The organism is Neobacillus bataviensis, assembly GCF_019969725.1.
Genome location: NZ_JAHXYW010000007.1, coordinates 168,649 through 188,588, shown reverse-complemented (window position 1 = coordinate 188,588; position 19,940 = coordinate 168,649). Strand labels below are relative to the sequence as shown.

At 38.0% G+C, this 19,940-nt stretch carries 12 protein-coding genes; 7 read left to right on the top strand and 5 right to left on the bottom strand.

What is annotated here, in order from left to right:
• Positions 1 to 116 precede the first annotated feature (116 nt).
• Positions 117 to 1,595: an FTR1 family iron permease gene (locus LC455_RS18760; protein ID WP_223593018.1), complete on the top strand. Its 1,479-nt coding sequence runs from the start codon at positions 117 to 119 to the stop codon at positions 1,593 to 1,595.
• Between the two features lie 21 nt (positions 1,596 to 1,616).
• Entirely contained in the window at positions 1,617 to 1,991 is a 375-nt protein-coding gene (locus LC455_RS18755; protein ID WP_223593016.1) for a hypothetical protein, read from the top strand.
• A 685-nt stretch (positions 1,992 to 2,676) separates the two neighbouring features.
• Here LC455_RS18755 and ald read toward each other — a convergent pair.
• Positions 2,677 to 3,810: an alanine dehydrogenase gene (gene ald / locus LC455_RS18750; protein ID WP_223593014.1), complete on the bottom strand. Its 1,134-nt coding sequence runs from the start codon at positions 3,808 to 3,810 to the stop codon at positions 2,677 to 2,679.
• A 130-nt stretch (positions 3,811 to 3,940) separates the two neighbouring features.
• Entirely contained in the window at positions 3,941 to 5,194 is a 1,254-nt protein-coding gene (locus LC455_RS18745; protein WP_223593012.1) for a PucR family transcriptional regulator, read from the bottom strand.
• Positions 5,195 to 5,494: 300 nt separating this feature from the next.
• On the opposite strand from LC455_RS18745, the gene LC455_RS18740 reads away from it, so the two are divergent.
• The 4 genes from LC455_RS18740 (at position 5,495) to LC455_RS18725 (ending at position 9,780) form a co-directional block, all read left to right on the top strand.
• Positions 5,495 to 6,895, top strand: coding sequence for an amino acid permease (locus tag LC455_RS18740; protein ID WP_223593010.1), 1,401 nt, complete (start codon positions 5,495 to 5,497; stop codon positions 6,893 to 6,895).
• A gap of 85 nt (positions 6,896 to 6,980) precedes the next feature.
• Positions 6,981 to 7,793, top strand: a complete 813-nt coding sequence (locus LC455_RS18735; RefSeq protein ID WP_223593008.1) for a 5'-nucleotidase, lipoprotein e(P4) family — start codon at positions 6,981 to 6,983, stop codon at positions 7,791 to 7,793.
• A gap of 217 nt (positions 7,794 to 8,010) precedes the next feature.
• Positions 8,011 to 8,880: a permease gene (locus LC455_RS18730; RefSeq protein WP_223593006.1), complete on the top strand. Its 870-nt coding sequence runs from the start codon at positions 8,011 to 8,013 to the stop codon at positions 8,878 to 8,880.
• Between the two features lie 12 nt (positions 8,881 to 8,892).
• Positions 8,893 to 9,780, top strand: a complete 888-nt coding sequence (locus LC455_RS18725; RefSeq protein WP_223593005.1) for a TIGR03943 family putative permease subunit — start codon at positions 8,893 to 8,895, stop codon at positions 9,778 to 9,780.
• 90 nt (positions 9,781 to 9,870) lie between these two features.
• Here LC455_RS18725 and LC455_RS18720 read toward each other — a convergent pair whose 3' ends face one another.
• The 3 genes from LC455_RS18720 to LC455_RS18710 all read right to left on the bottom strand — a co-directional run bounded on the left by LC455_RS18720 (position 9,871) and on the right by LC455_RS18710 (position 12,957).
• Complete coding sequence (locus LC455_RS18720; RefSeq protein ID WP_223593003.1) at positions 9,871 to 10,236, bottom strand: cytochrome-c oxidase; 366 nt, start codon at positions 10,234 to 10,236, stop codon at positions 9,871 to 9,873.
• A gap of 136 nt (positions 10,237 to 10,372) precedes the next feature.
• Positions 10,373 to 11,629, bottom strand: coding sequence for a DUF445 domain-containing protein (locus LC455_RS18715; protein ID WP_223593001.1), 1,257 nt, complete (start codon positions 11,627 to 11,629; stop codon positions 10,373 to 10,375).
• A 125-nt stretch (positions 11,630 to 11,754) separates the two neighbouring features.
• Positions 11,755 to 12,957 (bottom strand): HupE/UreJ family protein, encoded by a 1,203-nt coding sequence (locus LC455_RS18710; RefSeq protein ID WP_223593000.1) that lies wholly within the window; start codon positions 12,955 to 12,957, stop codon positions 11,755 to 11,757.
• A gap of 282 nt (positions 12,958 to 13,239) precedes the next feature.
• On the opposite strand from LC455_RS18710, the gene LC455_RS18705 reads away from it, so the two are divergent.
• Positions 13,240 to 19,785 carry an Ig-like domain-containing protein gene (locus tag LC455_RS18705; protein WP_223592998.1) on the top strand — a complete coding sequence of 2,182 codons (6,546 nt, stop codon included), beginning with the start codon at positions 13,240 to 13,242 and terminating at the stop codon, positions 19,783 to 19,785.
• Positions 19,786 to 19,940: the final 155 nt, after the last annotated feature.

Here is a 19,940-nt window from a genome sequence, read left to right as displayed (position 1 = left end):
ACAATTTTAAAAAAACTAATTGACAATGATTATCATTGAAAATAAAATGAATACATGAGAATGATATTGAAATTCGTTATCAATTAAAAATATTAGGTATCAAATAGGGGGAGCTTATGGCAAAGAACTTATTACTCAAAATATTTATCCTTCTACTGATCATAGGATTGGGAATACATAATCCTGCACTTGCAGCTGAAGATTCCAGTGAAGCTATTAAGAGAGCGGAGGTATCGGTTGATCAAGCCATAGAATTTGCAGCAAAAGGTGACCTTGCAAACGCCGAGAAGTCATACAATCAATTTAATAAAACCTGGAGAGATATTGAAGAAGGGATTAAAGCTGATTCGGCCACTGCCTATCGCGATATTGAATCGAATATGGGTAAGGTCGTCTATACCCTTACTCTAAAAAAACAAGATCAAGTCTTGCAGGCTTTAAATGATTTAAAGGCTGTAAATGAAAAAGTGGCGAATGGCGGTTATCCAAAAGAACCTGGATTTAAAAAAGAGGATATTTCCTTAGATGATTTTATTTTACTACTTCAACAAACAAAGAAGGACGTTGAAAAGCATAATCAAGCTCAAGCGCTTGAGGGGATTAAAAAAGCAAGCAGCAGCTGGTTAAGCGTTGAGGGAGTCGTAGTTGCACAATCAGCTAAGGTATATAGTGATTCTGAAAGGGACTTGGTCACCATTCAAGCAATGCTAGATGCGAATCCTCCAAACTATGAAAAAGCAAGTCAAACGATTGATAACATGGTAAAATACTTAACCCCTTTAGCTGAAAAATCAAGTTACACCTACTGGGATGCAGCGATGATTCTCATTCGTGAGGGCCTAGAGGCTTTACTTGTTGTAATCGCACTTATGTCTTTTGTTAAAAAATCAGGTGAATCTAAAGGGAAAGGCTGGATTTGGACTGGGGTATTAAGTGGACTTGGTGTTAGTGTGGTGCTTGCCATCATCGTGAAATTTGTCATTTCATCAGGTGCGTTTGGTAATAATAATGCCCTTATCGCCGGCTGGACAGGTGTGTTTGCGGCAGTCATGTTACTGTATATGAGCTATTGGCTTCATAGCCAATCCAATATCGCTGATTGGAACCGCTATATCCGTGAGAAAAGCCAGACGGCCTTAACTACCGGTAAACTCGTATCACTAGGTGTGCTGGCGTTTCTTGCAGTGTTTCGTGAAGGGACAGAAACTGTACTTTTTTATATCGGAATGGCAAGCCAAATTAACCTGCAATCATTATTGATCGGTTTTCTAATCGGTGCAGCCATTCTTGGAATCCTTGCTTATCTGATGGTATTTGTAGGGTTAAAATTGCCGCTTCGGCCCTTCTTTATGGTTTCTAGTCTAATTGTTTTTTATCTTTGTATCAAGTTTACTGGAATGGGTATTCACAGCTTGCAATTAGCTGGTTTTATCTCAACAACCAATGCAGAAAGCATACCGAGCGTTGAATTTTTCGCCCTTTACCCTTCATGGGAAAGTACGATTCCACAAGTTATTCTCGTTCTATGCGCCGTTATTATCCTTTTATCAAAGCAATTTAAAAGTAAAAAACTTATGACAGCAAACAACAATTAATTTTGAAAGTAGGAATTTATAATGAAAAAGTTGACATCAATGGTTTTAGCGCTCGGTCTTGGAAGTGCATTATTTCTGGCTGGCTGCGGTTCAAATGATTCTAAAGTTTCTGAAGGTGTAAATAAAATGCTCGACACAACGGAACAGTTGTCCAAAGCAATTGATAGCGGCGACCAGGCAAAAGTGAAAGAAGTCGGCCCAAAATTAGAAGATCAATGGTCTTCATTTGAAGATGATGTGAAAAAAGATGATAAAGAACTATATGAGAAAATTGAGAAATATCTTGATCCTACAATCGCCGGTTCAGAAGCAGCAACCCTTGATAAAGAAGCATTAGGCACTTTGAACGATCAACTTACAGATGCTTTGAAGGAATTAGCCGATAAAACAAAATAATGAAAAGAAGAGACTAGTGAATAGTAACGGGTTCCGTTTCCTATCGCAAAACCCAAAATTGAATAGAAAAATGTATACCTAATCGCACCGTATTTTGCGGTGCCTTTTTATTTTTGTCTCTGCTATTGTTCATTGTTGATTTTTGGCAGGCGTTCTCGCTTAGTCGGAGGAATTCCGCTTATTTTGAAAAAGTAATGGGTTTGAAAGAGAAATAGGCGGAGATTTTCCGCCTAAATAACCTTAGAAGCCTTAAAATCATGGAAATATATAGTTTAACAGGAAAAAATCCGCCTATTTGTAGGGAAATATGTGAATTTCCTGATTTAGCAGGAATCTTTCCGCCTATTTTTCAATGCCACAAATATCTCAGCTTAAACTGGGCTATTTGTATGTAAAAATGTAGTGCAATTTGTAGGGGTACACTGGTTATTGAACCCCTACATTTTCATATACAAGTTGTACTACAAATTCACTAAAAATTATAACCAAAATCCCTTCATATCAACCAAAAATGACCTACAAATTGGGATACAATTTGCAGGTCATTTTGCATTACATTTTTAATGTTTGCGATAGCTAACGGAACCCGTTAAGTGAATAGTCTCTTCTTTTTGTATCTAATATTTTCCTATAGGATTTATAAAAAAAGGCAGCTGTCAGCTGCCTTTTTTATGCCTTTATGTGATTAGATAACTGCAAGTTCTTTTTGAAGAGCATCTTCTACTGTTACATACTCATAACCAAGATCCTTTGCAACCGCTTCGAATGTGATTTCACCGTTAGCAACGTTCACGCCTTGTTTTAATGCTGTGTTTTCAGCAATAGCCTTATAAACGCCTTTATTAGCGATTTGAAGGGCATATGGAACCGTTACGTTAGTTAAAGCAATAGTTGAAGTTCTAGGAACAGCACCAGGCATATTCGCAACAGAGTAGTGAATAACGCCATGCTTTTCGAAAGTTGGATTGTCGTGAGTTGTTACATGGTCGATTGTTTCAACAATTCCACCCTGGTCAATGGCAACGTCCACGATAACTGAACCCGGTTTCATAGTTTTAACCATTTCTTCTGTTACAAGCTTAGGAGCTTTCGCACCAGGAATTAGAACCGCACCAATTAAAAGATCTGCTTCTGCAACTGCTTCTGCAATATTGAAGGGATTAGACATTAATGTTTTAATTTGATTTCCGAAAATATCATCAAGCTGGCGAAGACGGTCAGCGCTTAAGTCGATGATGGTAACATCTGCACCAAGTCCAATTGCCATTTTTGCAGCGTTTGTTCCAACAATACCACCGCCGACGATGGTTACTTTACCGCGGTTAACCCCAGGTACACCTGCAAGAAGGATGCCTTGGCCGCCATTATTCTTTTGTAAGAACTGTGCTCCGATTTGAGCTGCCATACGTCCAGCCACTTCGCTCATTGGAGTTAAAAGTGGAAGCGTTCTGTTTGCTGTAACAGTTTCGTAAGCGATAGCAATTACGCCGTTATCTTTAAGTGCTTGAGCGAGAGGGGGCTCAGCAGCAAGATGTAAATACGTAAATAGGATTAAACCTTGACGGAAGTACTTGTATTCACTTGTAAGAGGTTCTTTTACCTTCATAATCATATCCGCTTTTGTCCAAACTTGTTCAGCACTGTCGATAATCTCAGCACCGGCTTTTGCGTAATCCTCATTAGTGAAACCGCTTCCAATACCGGCGTCCTTTTCTACCAAAACAATATGACCCGCATTTAAAAATGAAACAACACCAGCTGGAGTAAGTGCTACACGATTTTCATTGTTTTTAATTTCTTTAGGTACACCAATAAACATAACCTAAATTCCTCCCTAATTAACTTAAAAGTAATTTACCTATGGCTAAAGTATAAAAGGTTCGCAATAAAATTTCTTTGTTAAGAACGGAGAAAGATTCTTTCTCTTTTTGGGGATTTTCACAAAAAGTTCAAATCCCCTGATATTTTTCAAGTTTTAAATCTAAGTAGAGCATCATTTTTTGATTCGGATCCTTAAAATTTACTTCGCCAATTTCTGCGATCCTTTTCAAGCGATAATTTAACGTATTGGCGTGGACATTTAATTCCTTAGCAGCATCATTAATGTTATTATCATTATTTAAAAAAATCTCTAAGGTTTCCACGAGATTGCTATTATGCTTCTGATCATAATCGTGTAATTTTGTTAAGGAATAGTTTTCATATTCTTCGGTTTTCCTTTTTTCCAACAGGAGACCTAAGAATTGATAAATGCCAAGCTTTTGATAATTGTATATGTCTTTGGTTTCGAAAGGGAATTTTTGTTTAATAGATAAAACAGATAATGTCTCCTCATAGGCTTGTCTGATTTTTTGATAATCCTTATAAATACCACTCAAAACAGGTGTGATATCCCTAACTCCGTATCGATCCCCCATCTTCAGTACAAAAAGCTGGCTAAATTGTTCAAGCTCTGTAAGCGGGTTTTCTAATCCTTCAGCAGAAATTAATAGAATGAGCTGGTTACAGTCTATAGTATAAAGCATTATTTTCAGCCGCTGGTTTGTCTTTAAAAGATAAGAGATGTTTTGCTCTTCTTTACTAGTGATATTTTCATTAAACTGAAAAACTAAAACGGCGAACGAAGACGAAGGTGTTATTTGCAAAGTATGGAAGTTTTCATATATTTCTTCCTGAACCTTCAAATGACCTGTTAAAAGCTTCCAGAAAAATTCCTGTGAACGTTCTTCCTTTTTATTTTTCCTTGTCTGAAGCTGAAGGAGTTTATTTTTGGCAGCAGCTGCAGCCTGTTTTAATAGGCTGAAATCATCATCCGTTAAGGATTTGTCGATTTCCAATGCCCAAATAAATCCGATTACCTCATCCTGCTTCCAAATCGAAATAGCGACCCTGTTGCTGAGTCCTACATCATCTATACTCTTTACACGAATTGGCTCCTTTGTTTTAAGGAGAGAAGGGATCGTTCCTTCTTTCCATAATTGATTAATAACTTTCTCTGGAACTCTGCGGCCAATAATCGTCGAAATTCTTGCTGAATCCGTCCGTTCATCATGGGTGCTATAGGCAAGAAGCCGATGATTCGAATCCTCAATGGTCACAGGACACTTCAAAACCTGACTAATGAGGTCAGCAAAATCATCTAAACTATCAAATGCCGTTCTAAAAGGGTCGTGTAATTTATTACTCAAACTGGTAACCTCCATAATGGAAGAATTAATAATATTCCTTTGTTTAATTTTACAAAATAAAAGCGCAAATTTCTTGGTTTTTTACAAAAAAAATCGTTCACAATAATGTTAAAATAATTTCAAGAAATATTCAAAAAAGTAATTATTTAAAAAAAATTTATTTTGAAAGCGTTATCAATTAGGAAAAAGGGAGGAGAAAACACTAATACTTTATACCGTTGTGGTAAAATAAATAATATTGTTACTATTGTAATAAAATCAAATAAAGTGGATGGAAGAGAAATTGAAGTTGATTAATCAGGGGGAGATTAATATATGAGCAAGAACACTCATGGCAAAGAACTTCATCGCGGTTTAGAAGAAAGGCATATTACCTTGATGTCTTTAGGGGCAGCGATCGGGGTTGGACTGTTTTTAGGTTCTGCAACCGCAATTAAAATGGCTGGACCGGGTATTTTATTTGGATACGCCTTTAGTGGCTTGATTATGTTTTTCATTATGAGAGCCCTTGGGGAAATGGCGATTCAAAAACCTGTTGCCGGTTCATTTAGTAAATACGCACGTGATTATTTGGGACCGCTTGCAGGCTATATAACAGGCTGGAATTATTGGTTTTTGTGGGTCGTTACTTGTATGGCTGAAATTACGGCAGTGGGAATCTATATGGAATATTGGTACCCGGGTGTTCCACGTTGGATTTGGGCACTTGCTGCACTTGTCATTATGGCAACTGTAAACTTTTTAGCGGTTAAAGCGTATGGGGAATTGGAATTCTGGTTTGCTCTTATTAAAATTGTAACTATTTTGGCTATGATTGTTGTAGGAGCTGGAATGATTTTCTTTGGATTAGGAAACGGCGGCCTTGCAACAGGAATTAAAAATTTATGGGAACATGGCGGCTTTTTCCCAAATGGAATAAAAGGTGTTCTCCTGTCCTTACAAATGGTTATGTTTGCCTATCTTGGAATTGAAATGATTGGGGTAACGGCTGGGGAAGTAAAGAATCCGGAGAAATCTCTTTCAAGGGCGATTGACTCTGTCTTCTGGCGAATTTTAATTTTTTATGTAGGTGCCTTGTTTGTGATCATGTCGATTTATCCATGGGAAGAAATTGGAACGAAAGGAAGTCCGTTTGTTCTTACTTTTGAAAAAATAGGCATTCCGGGTGCTGCAGGAATTATTAACTTTGTCGTGTTAACGGCAGCACTTTCCTCTTGTAACAGCGGTATTTTTAGTACAGCACGGATGCTATTCAATCTGGCGGAGCATGGTGAAGCACCGCAGAATTTTGCTAAAGTAACAAAAAATGGTGTTCCAGGCATTGCGGTTTTAGCTTCTGCGGGTGCTTTATTAATTGGCGTAGTGCTGAACTATATCGTTCCGGCAAAAGTTTTTACCTGGGTGACTAGTATTGCAACATTTGGAGCGATTTGGACATGGGGAGTAATCCTGTTATCGCAAATTCGTTATCGTAGATCCTTAAGGCCAAATGAAGTGACGAATTTAAAATACAAAGTTCCTTTATTCCCAATTACTTCGTATATCTCATTAGCCTTTTTAGCCTTTGTTATTGCTCTAATGGCCTATAATCCGGATACAAGAATTGCCTTAGTGATAGGCCCGCTCTTCCTAGTATTCTTGGTTGGAGTTTATTATTTAAAAGGTTTTCATAAAAGAGATTTAAACCAAACTACTTCTAAAAAACAAATAAGTTAAGTGTAAATGAGGCCCAGGAAAAAGGGCCTCATTTTTTTATTTTGATTCCACATACTAATATGGAATCAAAAAGGAGGTCCAAATATTGGAGAAGAGTAAAATAATCTGTATCACAGCATTGACCTTATTTTTTACTTTTTCCTGTGATCAGGCGAAGTCACAAACCGTTATTAACCCTTTGCAGGAGCAAAATACCATGTCAGTTCTTTGGTTTCAAAAAGCAGGGGAGGCAAGGGCATTATTTTATCAAGGATATAACATTGGAAAAATGAGATTGGATGACATCCTTAGTAAAAAACAATGGAAACAAGGGTTGAAGCCTGCAATTGTTCTGGATTTAGATGAGACCGTAATTGATAATAGCCCGCTATTCGCTCAGAAAATCATGTCACCACCAAGTCCATATTTAAATTGGGGAACGTGGGTTGAACGTTCTGCAGCCAAAGCTTTACCAGGAGCGATAGACTTTTTAAGGTATGCTGATTCAAAGGGCGTAGCAATTTACTATATATCCAATCGTAAAGAGGCTCAAAAAGCATCAACGATAAAAAATTTACAAAATATTGGAGCGCCTCAAGCGGATGCAGCACATGTTTTATTGAAGCAAAAGGGTGAAAGAGGAAAAGAAGCACGACGTCTGCAGGTTGCCCAAACACACGATATTGTGTTGTTGTTTGGTGATAATCTTGGGGATTTCAGTGGATTTGAGGGGCTATCTGTAACCCAAAGAGCACAAATGGCCGACAAACAAAGGAGTGAATTTGGAAGGAAGTTAATCGTTTTCCCTAATCCAATGTATGGAGATTGGGAAGGTGCCATTTATCAATATGATTCCAGAAGATCTGATCCTGAAAAAGCAAAGCTAAGGAAAGATAATTTAGAGCCATTTCAACCATGATTTTCGTGAATATCATTAGGCAGTTCCGATTTTGAAGGAGCTGTCTTTTTGTTTTTGTTTTTCAAATTAAAGTAGTATGATGTATTTATTCTTTAAAACAAGTAATCTACCACATTTGGAAAATGAAAACATAACAATATACATTGTTTTTTGATATGATAGAATTTGTTTTTAAATAAACCTAGTAAATGAAGTGTTTCTTCAAGGAGGTACTTCTATGGATCGATTATTGCAATTAAATACGATTTTTATCAGCATTGTGATTGAAGCTATTCCTTTTATTGTCATCGGGGCATTAATTTCTGCACTGATTGAAGTATTCGTATCTGAAAATATGATTATTCGATTGATGCCTAAAAATAGATTTTTATCGGTTATTACAGCTAGTTTTTTAGGGGTATTATTCCCTGGGTGTGAATGTGGAATAGTCCCGATAGCTTCAAGATTAATAAAGAAGGGGGTAGCCCCTCATGCGGCTATTTCCTTTATGCTCTCATCACCTATTATCAATCCCATTGTAGTATTCGCCACATTTATCGCATTTGGTGATAGTTGGACAATGGTTTTTTACAGAGCAGGTTTAGCGTTAGTTGTTTCTATTTTGGTTGGTATTGTTCTATCTTTTGTTATCAAAGAAAATCCATTGAAAGAGAAAATTGATGTGCACGCCCATGATCATTCAAACCAAAACACAAAACAAAAGCTGATTAGTGTTGTTACACATACAATTGATGAATTTCTAAGTGTAGCTAAATTTCTGGTTATGGGGTCATTGATTGCTGCTGCTATGCAGGTTTATGTACCTACAAAGATTCTGCTTACTTTAGGTGATACAAAGGTGACTGCAATTTTAGTCATGATGGGCTTAGCGTTTATCTTATCGATTTGTTCGGAAGCGGATGCTTTTGTTGCTTCATCATTTAGAAATAGTTTCGGCCAAAGTTCTATTGTCGCTTTTCTGGTATTAGGGCCCATGTTAGATATAAAAAATGTTTTGATGATGACTGGTTATTTCCAGAAAAAAATCGTTATTATTTTAGTTACTTTAATTTCAGTCTTTGTATTCATTGGCTCACTTCTTCTGTAAAGGAGGATTTAAATGTTTAGAGTTGTAATCTTATTATTGTTTACCAACTTATTTTTTACTCTGCACCTTTCAGGGAACATTTCAAAATATATAAACATGAAATATGCCTTCCTATCTAAAAGCATGGTCGTGGTGTTATTTTTGTTGACGATTGCGGAAGGAATAAGATGGTATTTAGCTGACAAGAAGCAACAAAAGGACCATATTGGTTGTGATTGTCACCACGACCATGATCACGAACACAATCATGAATTTGACAAAAAGAAAGTATCCAAAGGAAAAAAGGTAAAAAGATTTTTATCTTACACGTTTGTATTAATACCTGCTCTTACAGGTGTTCTTTTACCTGTTGCAACTTTGGATTCACAGCTAGTGAATGCTAAAGGGTTTCAATTCCCTAATTTAGAAGATGGAAATGATAAGTACGGAATGCATCAAGTTCTTAATCCTGATATGAGCCAATTTTTAGGGCAAGATGCCTTCTTAGATTTAGTTCGTAAGGAGTCCAAGTCATATAAAGTAAAAGAAGACATTACTTTAACTGATAATGATTATTTAAAAGCATTAGAAGTTATTTATAATTATTCGGGAGATTTCGTAGGGAAAACAATTACTTTTAAAGGTTTCTCTTATAACGGTCCTAGCCTAAACAACAATCAAATCTTTTTACTTCGGTTTGGGATTATCCATTGTATAGCAGACTCTGGGGCCTTTGGTATGATGATTCAATTCCCGAATGACATTCATATTCCAAATGACCAATGGTACCAGGTAACAGGAAAAGTGGATACCGTATATTATCCTCCAATGAAGGCAAGAATTCCTGTTATCAAAGTGACAAGTTATAAAACAATCAACCAGCCTAAAGATCCTTATGTTTATCGAAACAGCTTTAATTAATAAATTGGATATAGATTATGGTTTGCGATTATTGAAACAAAGGACCCCCCTGGGGTCCTTTGTTAATATCATTATTCTTTCACTGCTATGCTAGCTCTTAACATTCTTTAGGATATTTATGGCGAAGAGAATGATGGCCAGAACCAAAAATGTTCCGCCAATGGCAATGAAAGGACCAGCGGATTCAACTCCAGAAACTAAGCACGCGAGGGCAATCATCATGATAGGCAATGCAATATTATGGAGCCAAAAGTGAACTTTTGCTAATCCTGTTTCCGCTGCACTTGGATAAAACGCATAAATGAGTCCAGCTAGGGCCATTGACACCCATCCTAACAAATTAACATGGACATGTACTGGCGTTAGGTCAAATTTCTCTGTCATGGACATATACATTCCCATACAAACCCCAATGACAAAATACACGACAGAGATTTTAATAAACCTGATCCCCATTCCTCAGCCTCCTTATTATGTTAAAAAATATGACTTCAGTACTAAATATGAAGAACTACATGGAAAAAGAACTTTCATTTCATAGGACATAATTTGTTTTTTTTTCAGAAAAAAAGCAGCCCCAAAATACGGCTGCTTAGAAAAAGGTTTTAATTCCAATTAATACGAGGCCAATTAAAAATCCACAAACAGCCCCATTTACCCGGATCCATTGGAGGTCCTTTCCGACATTGTTTTCAATCATGTTGATGAGTGTTTCGTTATCAAGCTTTTCTAAATTCTCTTCGACGAGTTTGCCTATTTTTGAATGATTATTATCAACAAAGTTGGAAATATGCTTCTTAATCCAAGATTCCAGATTGTTAATTTTTTCAGGATTTGCTTTAAATTCATTTAAGCTATTTTCGATTAAAGGCAATAAATATTCATTAATAAATTTAGGGTCTTCTAAAGTTTCAACAGCTTTCTGCTGTAGTTTAGTTAAAAAGCCGATAATTTTTTCTTCCGGTTCCCATTTGTCTATCAATTGAGTTTTAAAGTTTTCAATCTCATCATAAATCTTTTCATCACTTTTAATGTTTTGCAATTTATTATGGATATGAATGAGCAAGGTTTGTCTATTTTGATTAAAGGGATCACGGAAACTATCTACACCTTTAAGGATTAGATTCTGGAGAATTCCTCCTAATTTTTCCTCATTAACCAGATTGCTAAAGGACTTCAAAGCAAACTGCATGATACCATCTGCTTTTATATTTTCAATAGCGTCAACTGCCATTCCCCCGAGTTTGTATTTCGTTGTTTCTCTAGATGCCCATTCATCAATCTCTTTTAATACGAAATCAAGTGCTTTTTCATCGTATTTCCTAATCGATACTTGATCAATAAGTAAGGGTAGAAAGTGTTTAATATCCAGTTCATTTAGATAATTCTTTATTTCCTTTTCAATAATGGGAGCAATTTTATTAATATCTACTTTGTTAAGTAAATATTGAATAAGGGATTTGAAATTTTTTTGCACACCAGGCGAGTGTAATTCCTTTTCAATTAAGGAAAGAATTTTATCCGAGAAATGAAAGGTATCAATTTTCTCACGAATACTTTCCTTTGTCAGCCAATCGTTTTCCAACATTGAAATAATGCCCCCAATGATTCTCTTACGATTCTTGGGGAGTAAAGCTGTATGTGGAATAGGAATACCAAGTGGATGTCGAAACAAAGCGGTTACGGCAAACCAATCGGCTAGCCCTCCAACAAGTCCGGCTTCGAAACCACCCTGCAAGATTACACCCCAAAGTGAATCCTGATAAGGCATTGTAGCAATGAACCCAATTGCCATCACAGCAAGGGAAATAGCGGCAAGATGCCTTGATTTATTTTTTTGCTTGAACATTTTTGTACCCCTCGTTTATAGATAAATATGGTAATGTTATTATCTCAATTTAACATATTAAAAAGCAAAAAATACTTCTTAATAAAATAGTGAAAAATTTTATTAAGAAGTACCTATCTGATTTTTTAAGTAAAGATCCGTTCAATTAACCAAAAGGCACCCAATAAGGTGATGATTATTGAACCAATTTGGACAATCCATCCATAAGCCTTTTGCTTATGGATTAATGCCAGGATTGGCAGAAGTATTAGAACGATTGAAATCTGAACAGCTTCAATTCCTAAGTTAAAATTAATTAGGGCAACGGCAAGATGGCTTTTTGGAATGGCCATTTCTCTTAAAATAGAAGCAAAACCAAGACCATGAATTAAACCGAACATGAAAGTGACACTCCACCGGTACTTAATCTCTTTTCGGAAGATATTTTCGAGAGCAACGTAACAAATACTTAGAGCAATTGTTGCCTCTACAAACCGAGATGGAAGGGTAACAAAGCCCAAGACAGCTAAGCTAAGAGTAATGCTGTGTGCAATGGTAAAGGAAGTGACAATGGCAACATATTGTTTAAAGGTTTGTTTTCTTAACAATAAGGCAAATAGAAATAATAAATGGTCATACCCGGTTAAAATATGCATCATTCCTAATTTGAAAAAAGAGAACCAGGAAGTAGGAGTATTGGATTTTTCCTGCTCTGCTTGGTCCGTTTGGCTTTGATTTGTATTTTGTTGTACCGATTGCCCCCCTGGAGCCTGTTGCTCTTGTTGCACCTCGGTGGCCAGAAAGGTCCAGGTTCTATTTTTTCCCTCTAACACTGCTTCGCTCGTTTCACCCAAATAGGATGCTGAGATGAGATCGACATAGTTAGTGCCCGTGTCATTGAAATAAAATCCATCATTATAAGAGAGTGTTTCACCTGGTGAGAATGCAGGATAGCTCATGTAAGTTGATAAAAATTCTTTATTTCCTTTCTTGATGATTTTCATCTTTTCAATTTTCGGTTCTAGTTCCCTGTTACCCTTATCAAGAGTAAGCCCCTCTGTAATTAATTCATCTAAATGATGCCTGTCGCTGTTAATTTCCGATTTTTCTAGTACCCAATTTTTATTTTTATCAATCTTTGGAAGTAACTCCAATATCGACAACGTATCAATGGAGAAGACCACTTCGGTCTTTTCTTGATTCATTGTTATCTGTGTATAACTTGCACTATACGCATGTGCTGATGACTGGGAGGGAAAAGAGGTAAAGATAAATAGTAAAAGTGCTAGTGAAATCAAGGTTAGAGGTCTGACATTCAACCTTTGTCGAATTTTGCAGGAACGATACATTGAAAAAATCCTCCTGATAAATATTATATTAAAATAATTACTTAGATTTAACCAATTAAAAGTAAAACAAAATTTCTCCTCTATATAACCATATTTTGTGCTTGTTTGTACATATTTAATGAAATTTTTTAAAATATTTATATAATAAATTTACAGAAAATATATATCTTTCAGTTTGAAAATTTTGTAGAATAATAGAGGAACCAGATGCAGGAAAGAAGACCTATGAAATCGTTTTCTATTTTGCGTTTTCAAAATTTACAGACAAAAGGTGGTATGTGAATGATAGCAAGCAATCGGAAGTTTAAGCGCTGGACAAGTACGTTTATGGCAGCGCTGCTACTGATCAGCACATTTTTGCCAAGCAGTTTCATTGGCAGGGCTCATGCCGAGCAAGCTGATCATGTTGTTATTTCCCAGTATTTTGGTGGGGGAGGTAATTCGGGGGCGCCTTATAAGAACGACTTTATCGAGTTATACAATCCAACGAATGAAGATATTGTCCTTGATAACTGGTCTGTCCAATATGCGTCCACATCTGGAACAAGTTGGCAGGTAACTCCTCTAAAGGGAACGATTAAAGCTCATGGTTATTACCTCATTGGAGAAGGTGCTGGTGCCGGCAATGGAGTGGATCTTCCAGCTGTTGATGCATCAGGCGCTTTAGCGATGTCTGGTACAGGAGCTAAAATCGCATTATTCAAAGACAAAACCACTGCAGCATCAGGTACGAAACCTGATGATACAGTAGACTTTGTCGGTATGGGCTCTGCGAATGCTTATGAAGGACTAGCAGCAACTAAAGCCCCATCTAACACAACAAGTGTCCAACGTCGCCCTTATGCGAACGTAGACCCATCTCCTAGTAAAGGAAACGCATGGGATACAGATGATAACGCGGCAGACTTTTATGTAGGACCAGTTGCTGCACCAAGGAATACTGCGAGCCCTACTGAAGAGCCTATGGTTCCAGTGACTAGCTTGCAGCCAAATGGAATGAACATTCAATTTTTACAAGATGGCACTTCAGCAAAAGTAACAGGTCTAGCAGAGGCTGCTGAAGCAAATTCTACTATTAATATTTATGAAACCGCGTCCAAAGGCACAGCTCTTGCTACTGGAACAGCGAATGCTGATGGTTCTTTTGATATTAGTTTTACAACAACATTATCGACTGTCTATGTAGCGGCTACCCAGACTGATCTGGCTGAAAGTGCTGCTATTAAAATTGATTTAGCGACAGCAAGTGCACAAGTAGCACAAGCGAAATTAAGTTATGTTGTAACCGATGGCGCAGGAACATTAATTGGCGGCGTCGGTGCTGCTGCAGCAAATGGCATCATTAATGTTTATCCAAATGAAACTGCAACGAAAGAAGAACAATTAAATACACAAGAAGTCAAAGCAGGAACATCAGGAGATTTCTCTGTAACGATCAAAAATGCTCCTAATACAGTCTATGTAACGCAAATTACTAGCTCTGCAACGGGAATCAAGTTAGAAAGTGTTCCTGTTTCGGTGACAAAAGCCGATACAACGGCTGTTTCGAAACTTGCGGACGTTCGTGCTTCTGATTCGAAAGGGCAGCCGGTAAACCTGAATAAGTTCTTCACGGTTGAAGGTGTTGCCACCGTCGATAACCAAATTCTTGGAACGCAAAAGCAAAACTTCTATCTTCAAGATGATACAGCTGGTATCAACATTTTCAGCTCATCTCTTGATATCGGATATAAGGTTTTGAAAGGCGATAAATTACGGATTACTGGTAAAGTACTAGTTTATAACGGCTTAACGGAATTTGAACCTACTTCAATTGAAAAAATCAGCGAAGGAAATGCAATCCCAACACCAAAAAATCTAACCATTCTAGATTTAAATACGTATGTAACAGCTGAGCCAATTGAAGGAAGTCTAGTAACTATTTCTGGCAAGGTTTCAGCAGTTACAGGCGGCCCTAACTATAATGTTACGTTTGTTGATGAAAACAACAAGACGACAACCATCAGGGTTATGGGCGCAACTGGTATTAAACCTGATACTGATTTAATCATTGGAAAAAGCTATGTCATTACAGGTGTTTTAGGTCAATATACAACGAATGCTTCAGCAACAAACGGATATCAAGTATATCCACGCGAAGTGAAAGATATTGCTCCAATTTTAGGCATTACACACACAGCATTAACACAAGTATACAAAGATACAAACGTTGAATTCGAGGCGAATGCCGATGGTGCAGAATCTGTAACGGTATACTACAGAGCAAAAGATGCTACTGAATATACTGCATTACCAATGGTAAATGGCGGCGACGGACGCTATACAGCTACATTAAATGCAGCCGATGTACCGCAAAGCGGATTCGAATATTACATCGAAGCAAAAGCAGGTACGCAAGTCCAATCAGCTGGAACAAGTGCAGTTCCATATGCAGTGGCATTGGTAGCAGATGAAACAGGACCAGCGATTACAGGTGAAACTCCACAGTCTGGAGATAAAGTAGAAAGCCCGACTCCGGAAATTTCAGCGTTACTGGACGACCCAAGCGGTGTGGACGACACAACTGTTCATTTTTGGCTGGATGGCCAGGAGCTTACTGCCCCTGCTGCAACCATTAGCAGAACACAAGTGAAATATGTTCCTGAAAGTGATCTTGCACTAGGAACCCATACAGTAAAGGTTTCTGCCAAAGACAGCAAAGGCAACCTAAATGAAAAAGAATGGACATTTGAAGTGGTTCCACGTTTTACTGGCGGTAATCATTACCGTGGTACAACACACAACCACACGAATATTTCACACGATGGTGCTGGTACACCGGAGGATGCCTTAAAGGCTGGTAAAGCCCATCATTATGATTGGTTTGCTTTCTCTGACCACTCACATGATATCGACCCGGAAAAATTAGGTACAGATACAGTAGTACGTGATGGAATGCAGGAGCGTACGGGCGGCTCACAGTGGCAATTAACAAAAGACCTGGCTAAGCAATACACAACCAGTGATTATGTAGTATTCCCAGCATTCGAAATGACTTCTACTACATGGGGTCACTCCAATATCTTCGGAACCGACAATTTTATCGACCGAAACATTAATGGGAAACAATACCAAGATTTAAATCAATATTATGCTTGGGTTATGACATACGACGATATCGTAGGACAGTTTAACCACCCAGATATGTCTGCAAATGCATTTAATAACTTTAAACCGTATAACAAAGATGTGGACAAGCTCTTTACTATGTTAGAAGTTGGTAATGGTTCTGGCCACTATGGTTATGCAAATGCTGAAACCAAGTTTTACTCAGCTCTTGATTTAGGCTGGCACGTAGCTCCGACTTATGGAGAAGACAACCATGAAGGAACATGGGGCCAAGTTAATGCTCGTACCGTTATCGTAGCGGACGATCTTTCTCAAGCATCCCTTCTTCACTCCATGCGAAATATGCGCGTGTACATGGAAGAAGATCCGAACTTCACGTTAGATGTACTAGCAAATGGCTACTACATGGGTTCAACAGTAGACAGCAAAAAATTGAGCTTCAAAATCACAGGAAGCGACTTAGTGGCTGAAGCGCATAATGATAGCGACTATAACTACCTTCCAACATCTTATAAGTCTGATGATAGAATTTCTAAGGTTGAGTTAATTACAAATGGTGGAAAAGTAGTAGATTCCTATTCACCGATGGAAAAAGAATTCACTTGGAATCCATCATACACCGTAACAGGCGGACAGCAATGGTTTGTGGTTAAGGTTACCCAAATGGATGGCGAACGCATTTACTCTGCACCAATCTGGTCAAAAGAAGAAGCTGTTGATGTAAAAGTGAACAGCATTGACGTTGATGGCGGAGCAATCGTCGGCGGCAACCCTGCAACATTAAAAGCAACTGTTGCCAACAACGGAACAGAAGTAGTGAAAAACCTTAAGGTAGACTTTTATTACGATGAAGTTAAGCCTGAAAACTTAATTGGCACAAACAACATTTCTTCGATTCTTTCTAAAGGATCAGCGGTTGCCACAGCAACTTGGGCAAGTCCGATTAAAGGTGACCATAAGCTCATTGCCGTTGTTACATCACTTGATGGCTTAGATCTTGGTGATACCACCTTTACGGTTCCAGTCCAAATCAAAGAACCGCTTGGTATTAAAGTATTAATCGATGCTAACCATGGCAACGAAAATACAAGTGCTGACGGTGGTACGTATAAAGACAACTTAAAAGCATTTACACTCATGCTTCAAAAAGAAGGCTACACAGTAGTTGAAAATAAAGTGGCACTTACCGACGATGTGTTAAGCAGTGTAAAAGTATTAGTTTTAACACACGCAAGAACAGCTTTAACAGCTGATGAAAATGCAGCCGTAGCGAAGTTCGTGAAAAACGGCGGCTCCCTGTTAATGGCTGGAAAAAGCAATAACAGCACAGACCCTACGATTAACAATGTATTATTAAGTGATATTGGTTCATCTATCCGTTTGGGTAACGACGGGGTATTTGATGACAGCAAAACAGGTAACTTCTGGAGTGATCCAAAAGTCAGCCCATATGCTGTGAGATTACATCCTGGTTTAGTTTCAAACTATATCACTGACCGCGTATCGTTTATCGATTATTACAGCGGAACAAGTCTTTCAGGTGTTGATAACCAGGCGCTAACAGAAAGCGGCAAGGTTGTCATCCTCGCAAAAGGTAATGAAACAACCTATCAAGGCAATATCAAGGGTGGATACACTTATGATTCCATATCCGATACAACTGGCGGTTCAGCCATTCCTATGATTGCATCAGAGGAAATTGGAGATCAAGGCCGTATCGTTGTATCAGGAATGAATATTTTCAATGATAAGCAAATGGATGAATCGTTTGAACCAAAAGGTAACGACGAATTCACTCTTAACACAATCAACTGGTTAGCTCATCGTGAAACAAAGGTTTCAAACATTGCGGATGTGCGCACGCTAGCCGATGGAACAGATGTAGTCGTAGAAGGGACTGTTGTAACAGGTGCAGGCAATTTCTTTGATGCCTTCTACGTGCAGGATGCCACTGGCGGTATTATGGCATTCCAAGAGGTTCCAGAAGGTTCGATTAAACCAGGCGACAAAGTGCGTGTGTATGGTCATATTAAGACTTTCGAAAATAACAAAGAATTAGAGTTTACTACATTTGCAAATGATGTTATTAAACTGGGCTCAGGCGATCCTGTCCAGCCGAAACAAGTAGCAACTGGTGAAGCAACTTCTGCTGCGAACCAAGGACTGCTTGTAAAGGTGAAGGGAACTGTAGTCTCTAAGTTTGATGAAAATTCTTATGTCATCAATGATGGCTCTGGTGATGTATTAGTCTTTACGGACGGTTACATTGTGAACCAAAGTGGTCCAGTACCAGATCTTTCAAAAGGTGACACTCTTGAAGCAGTCGGTCTATCTGGTGCCTTTGCACAGGGTACACGTATTCGTGTAAGAGATACAAAGGAATTAGTTGGTACGATTGCACCGGATACTACGGCGCCAGAAGCACCTGTAGTACAACCAGTATCTGAGAATGATACTGTAATATCCGGAACAGCGGAAGCTGGAGCAACAGTTGTTGCGAAAGTTGACGGCCAAGAAATCGGTAAGGCAACAGCCGATGCAGAAGGCAAATTTACTATCACCATTGAAAAACAAGTAGCAGGCAAAAAGATTATCGTAACAGCAGCCGATGCAACAGGCAACATAAGTACTGAAGTGACTGTAACTGTCAGCGATGCTACAGCACCAAAAACACCGATAGCCTATCCAGTTTCGAAAAACGATGTTGTCATCACTGGAACTGCCGAAGTTAACGCAACTGTAATTGCAAAAGTAGGCAGCCAAGAAATCGGAAAAGCAGTAGCAGATGCAGAAGGAAAATTCTCTATTACTATTGAGAAGCAGGCTGCAGGTACAAAGATCCTTGTAACAGCTGTAGATGCTGCAGGAAATGAAAGTAATGCGTATGAAGTAATTGTAATGAACGTAATTGCACCTTCAGTGCCAGAATTAATCTATGATGTAACACAATTCGATACTTTTATAGCTGGTTATGCAGATGCAGGTTCAAACGTTGAAGTAAGAGTAAAGGATAAGTTGATCGGCTCAGGTATTGCTGACGAGGATGGATACTTTGAAATTGAAATCCCTGCACAGGCAGTAGGTACGGTATTAGTTCTGACAGCTACTGATGCTGCTAGTAATGTAAGTGAAAAAGTAGAAACCACAGTAATTAAAGCTGAAACCGGTTGGATTGAAGTCGATAAGAACGTTTGGCTTTATATTGATCCTGTAACTGGAGAATTAGTAAGTGGCTGGTTAGAAATTGCCGGAAAGAAATATTTCCTTGACGAAGAAGAATACACCATGGTTACTGGATGGAAAGAAATCGACGGCTCTTGGTTCTATTTTGCAGGAAACGGTTCAATGCTTTCAAATGCATGGGTACTATCAAGCGGTAAGTGGTATTATGTTGCTGCAAATGGAAAAATGGCAACTAATAAGTGGATTCTTTCCAACGGCAAATGGTACTTTGTCGATAATAATGGAGTCATGAAAACAAATTCATGGATTCAATCAGGCAAAAAATGGTATTACGTTGATGCAAAAGGAATCATGAAGGCAAGTTCATGGGTTCAATTAAGTGGAAAATGGTATTACTTAAATGCAGACGGTTCTATGGCAACCGGCTGGATTAAAGTAAGCAACAAGTGGTACTATTTATACAATGACGGGCATATGGCTGTCAATACCATGATTGGTAAGTATAAAATTGGGAAAGATGGTGCCTGGATTCAATAATCAGCACCTATAAACAAAACCTCCTCTCATAATGAGAGGAGGTTTTGTTCTGATTTCTGTAATTGGTGATAAAATTATTATCTTTGAAACCTTTTTTTATATCTTTCGTCTTATTAAATGTTGTAAAATTTGCAAGGCTTATAAAAAGATTATTA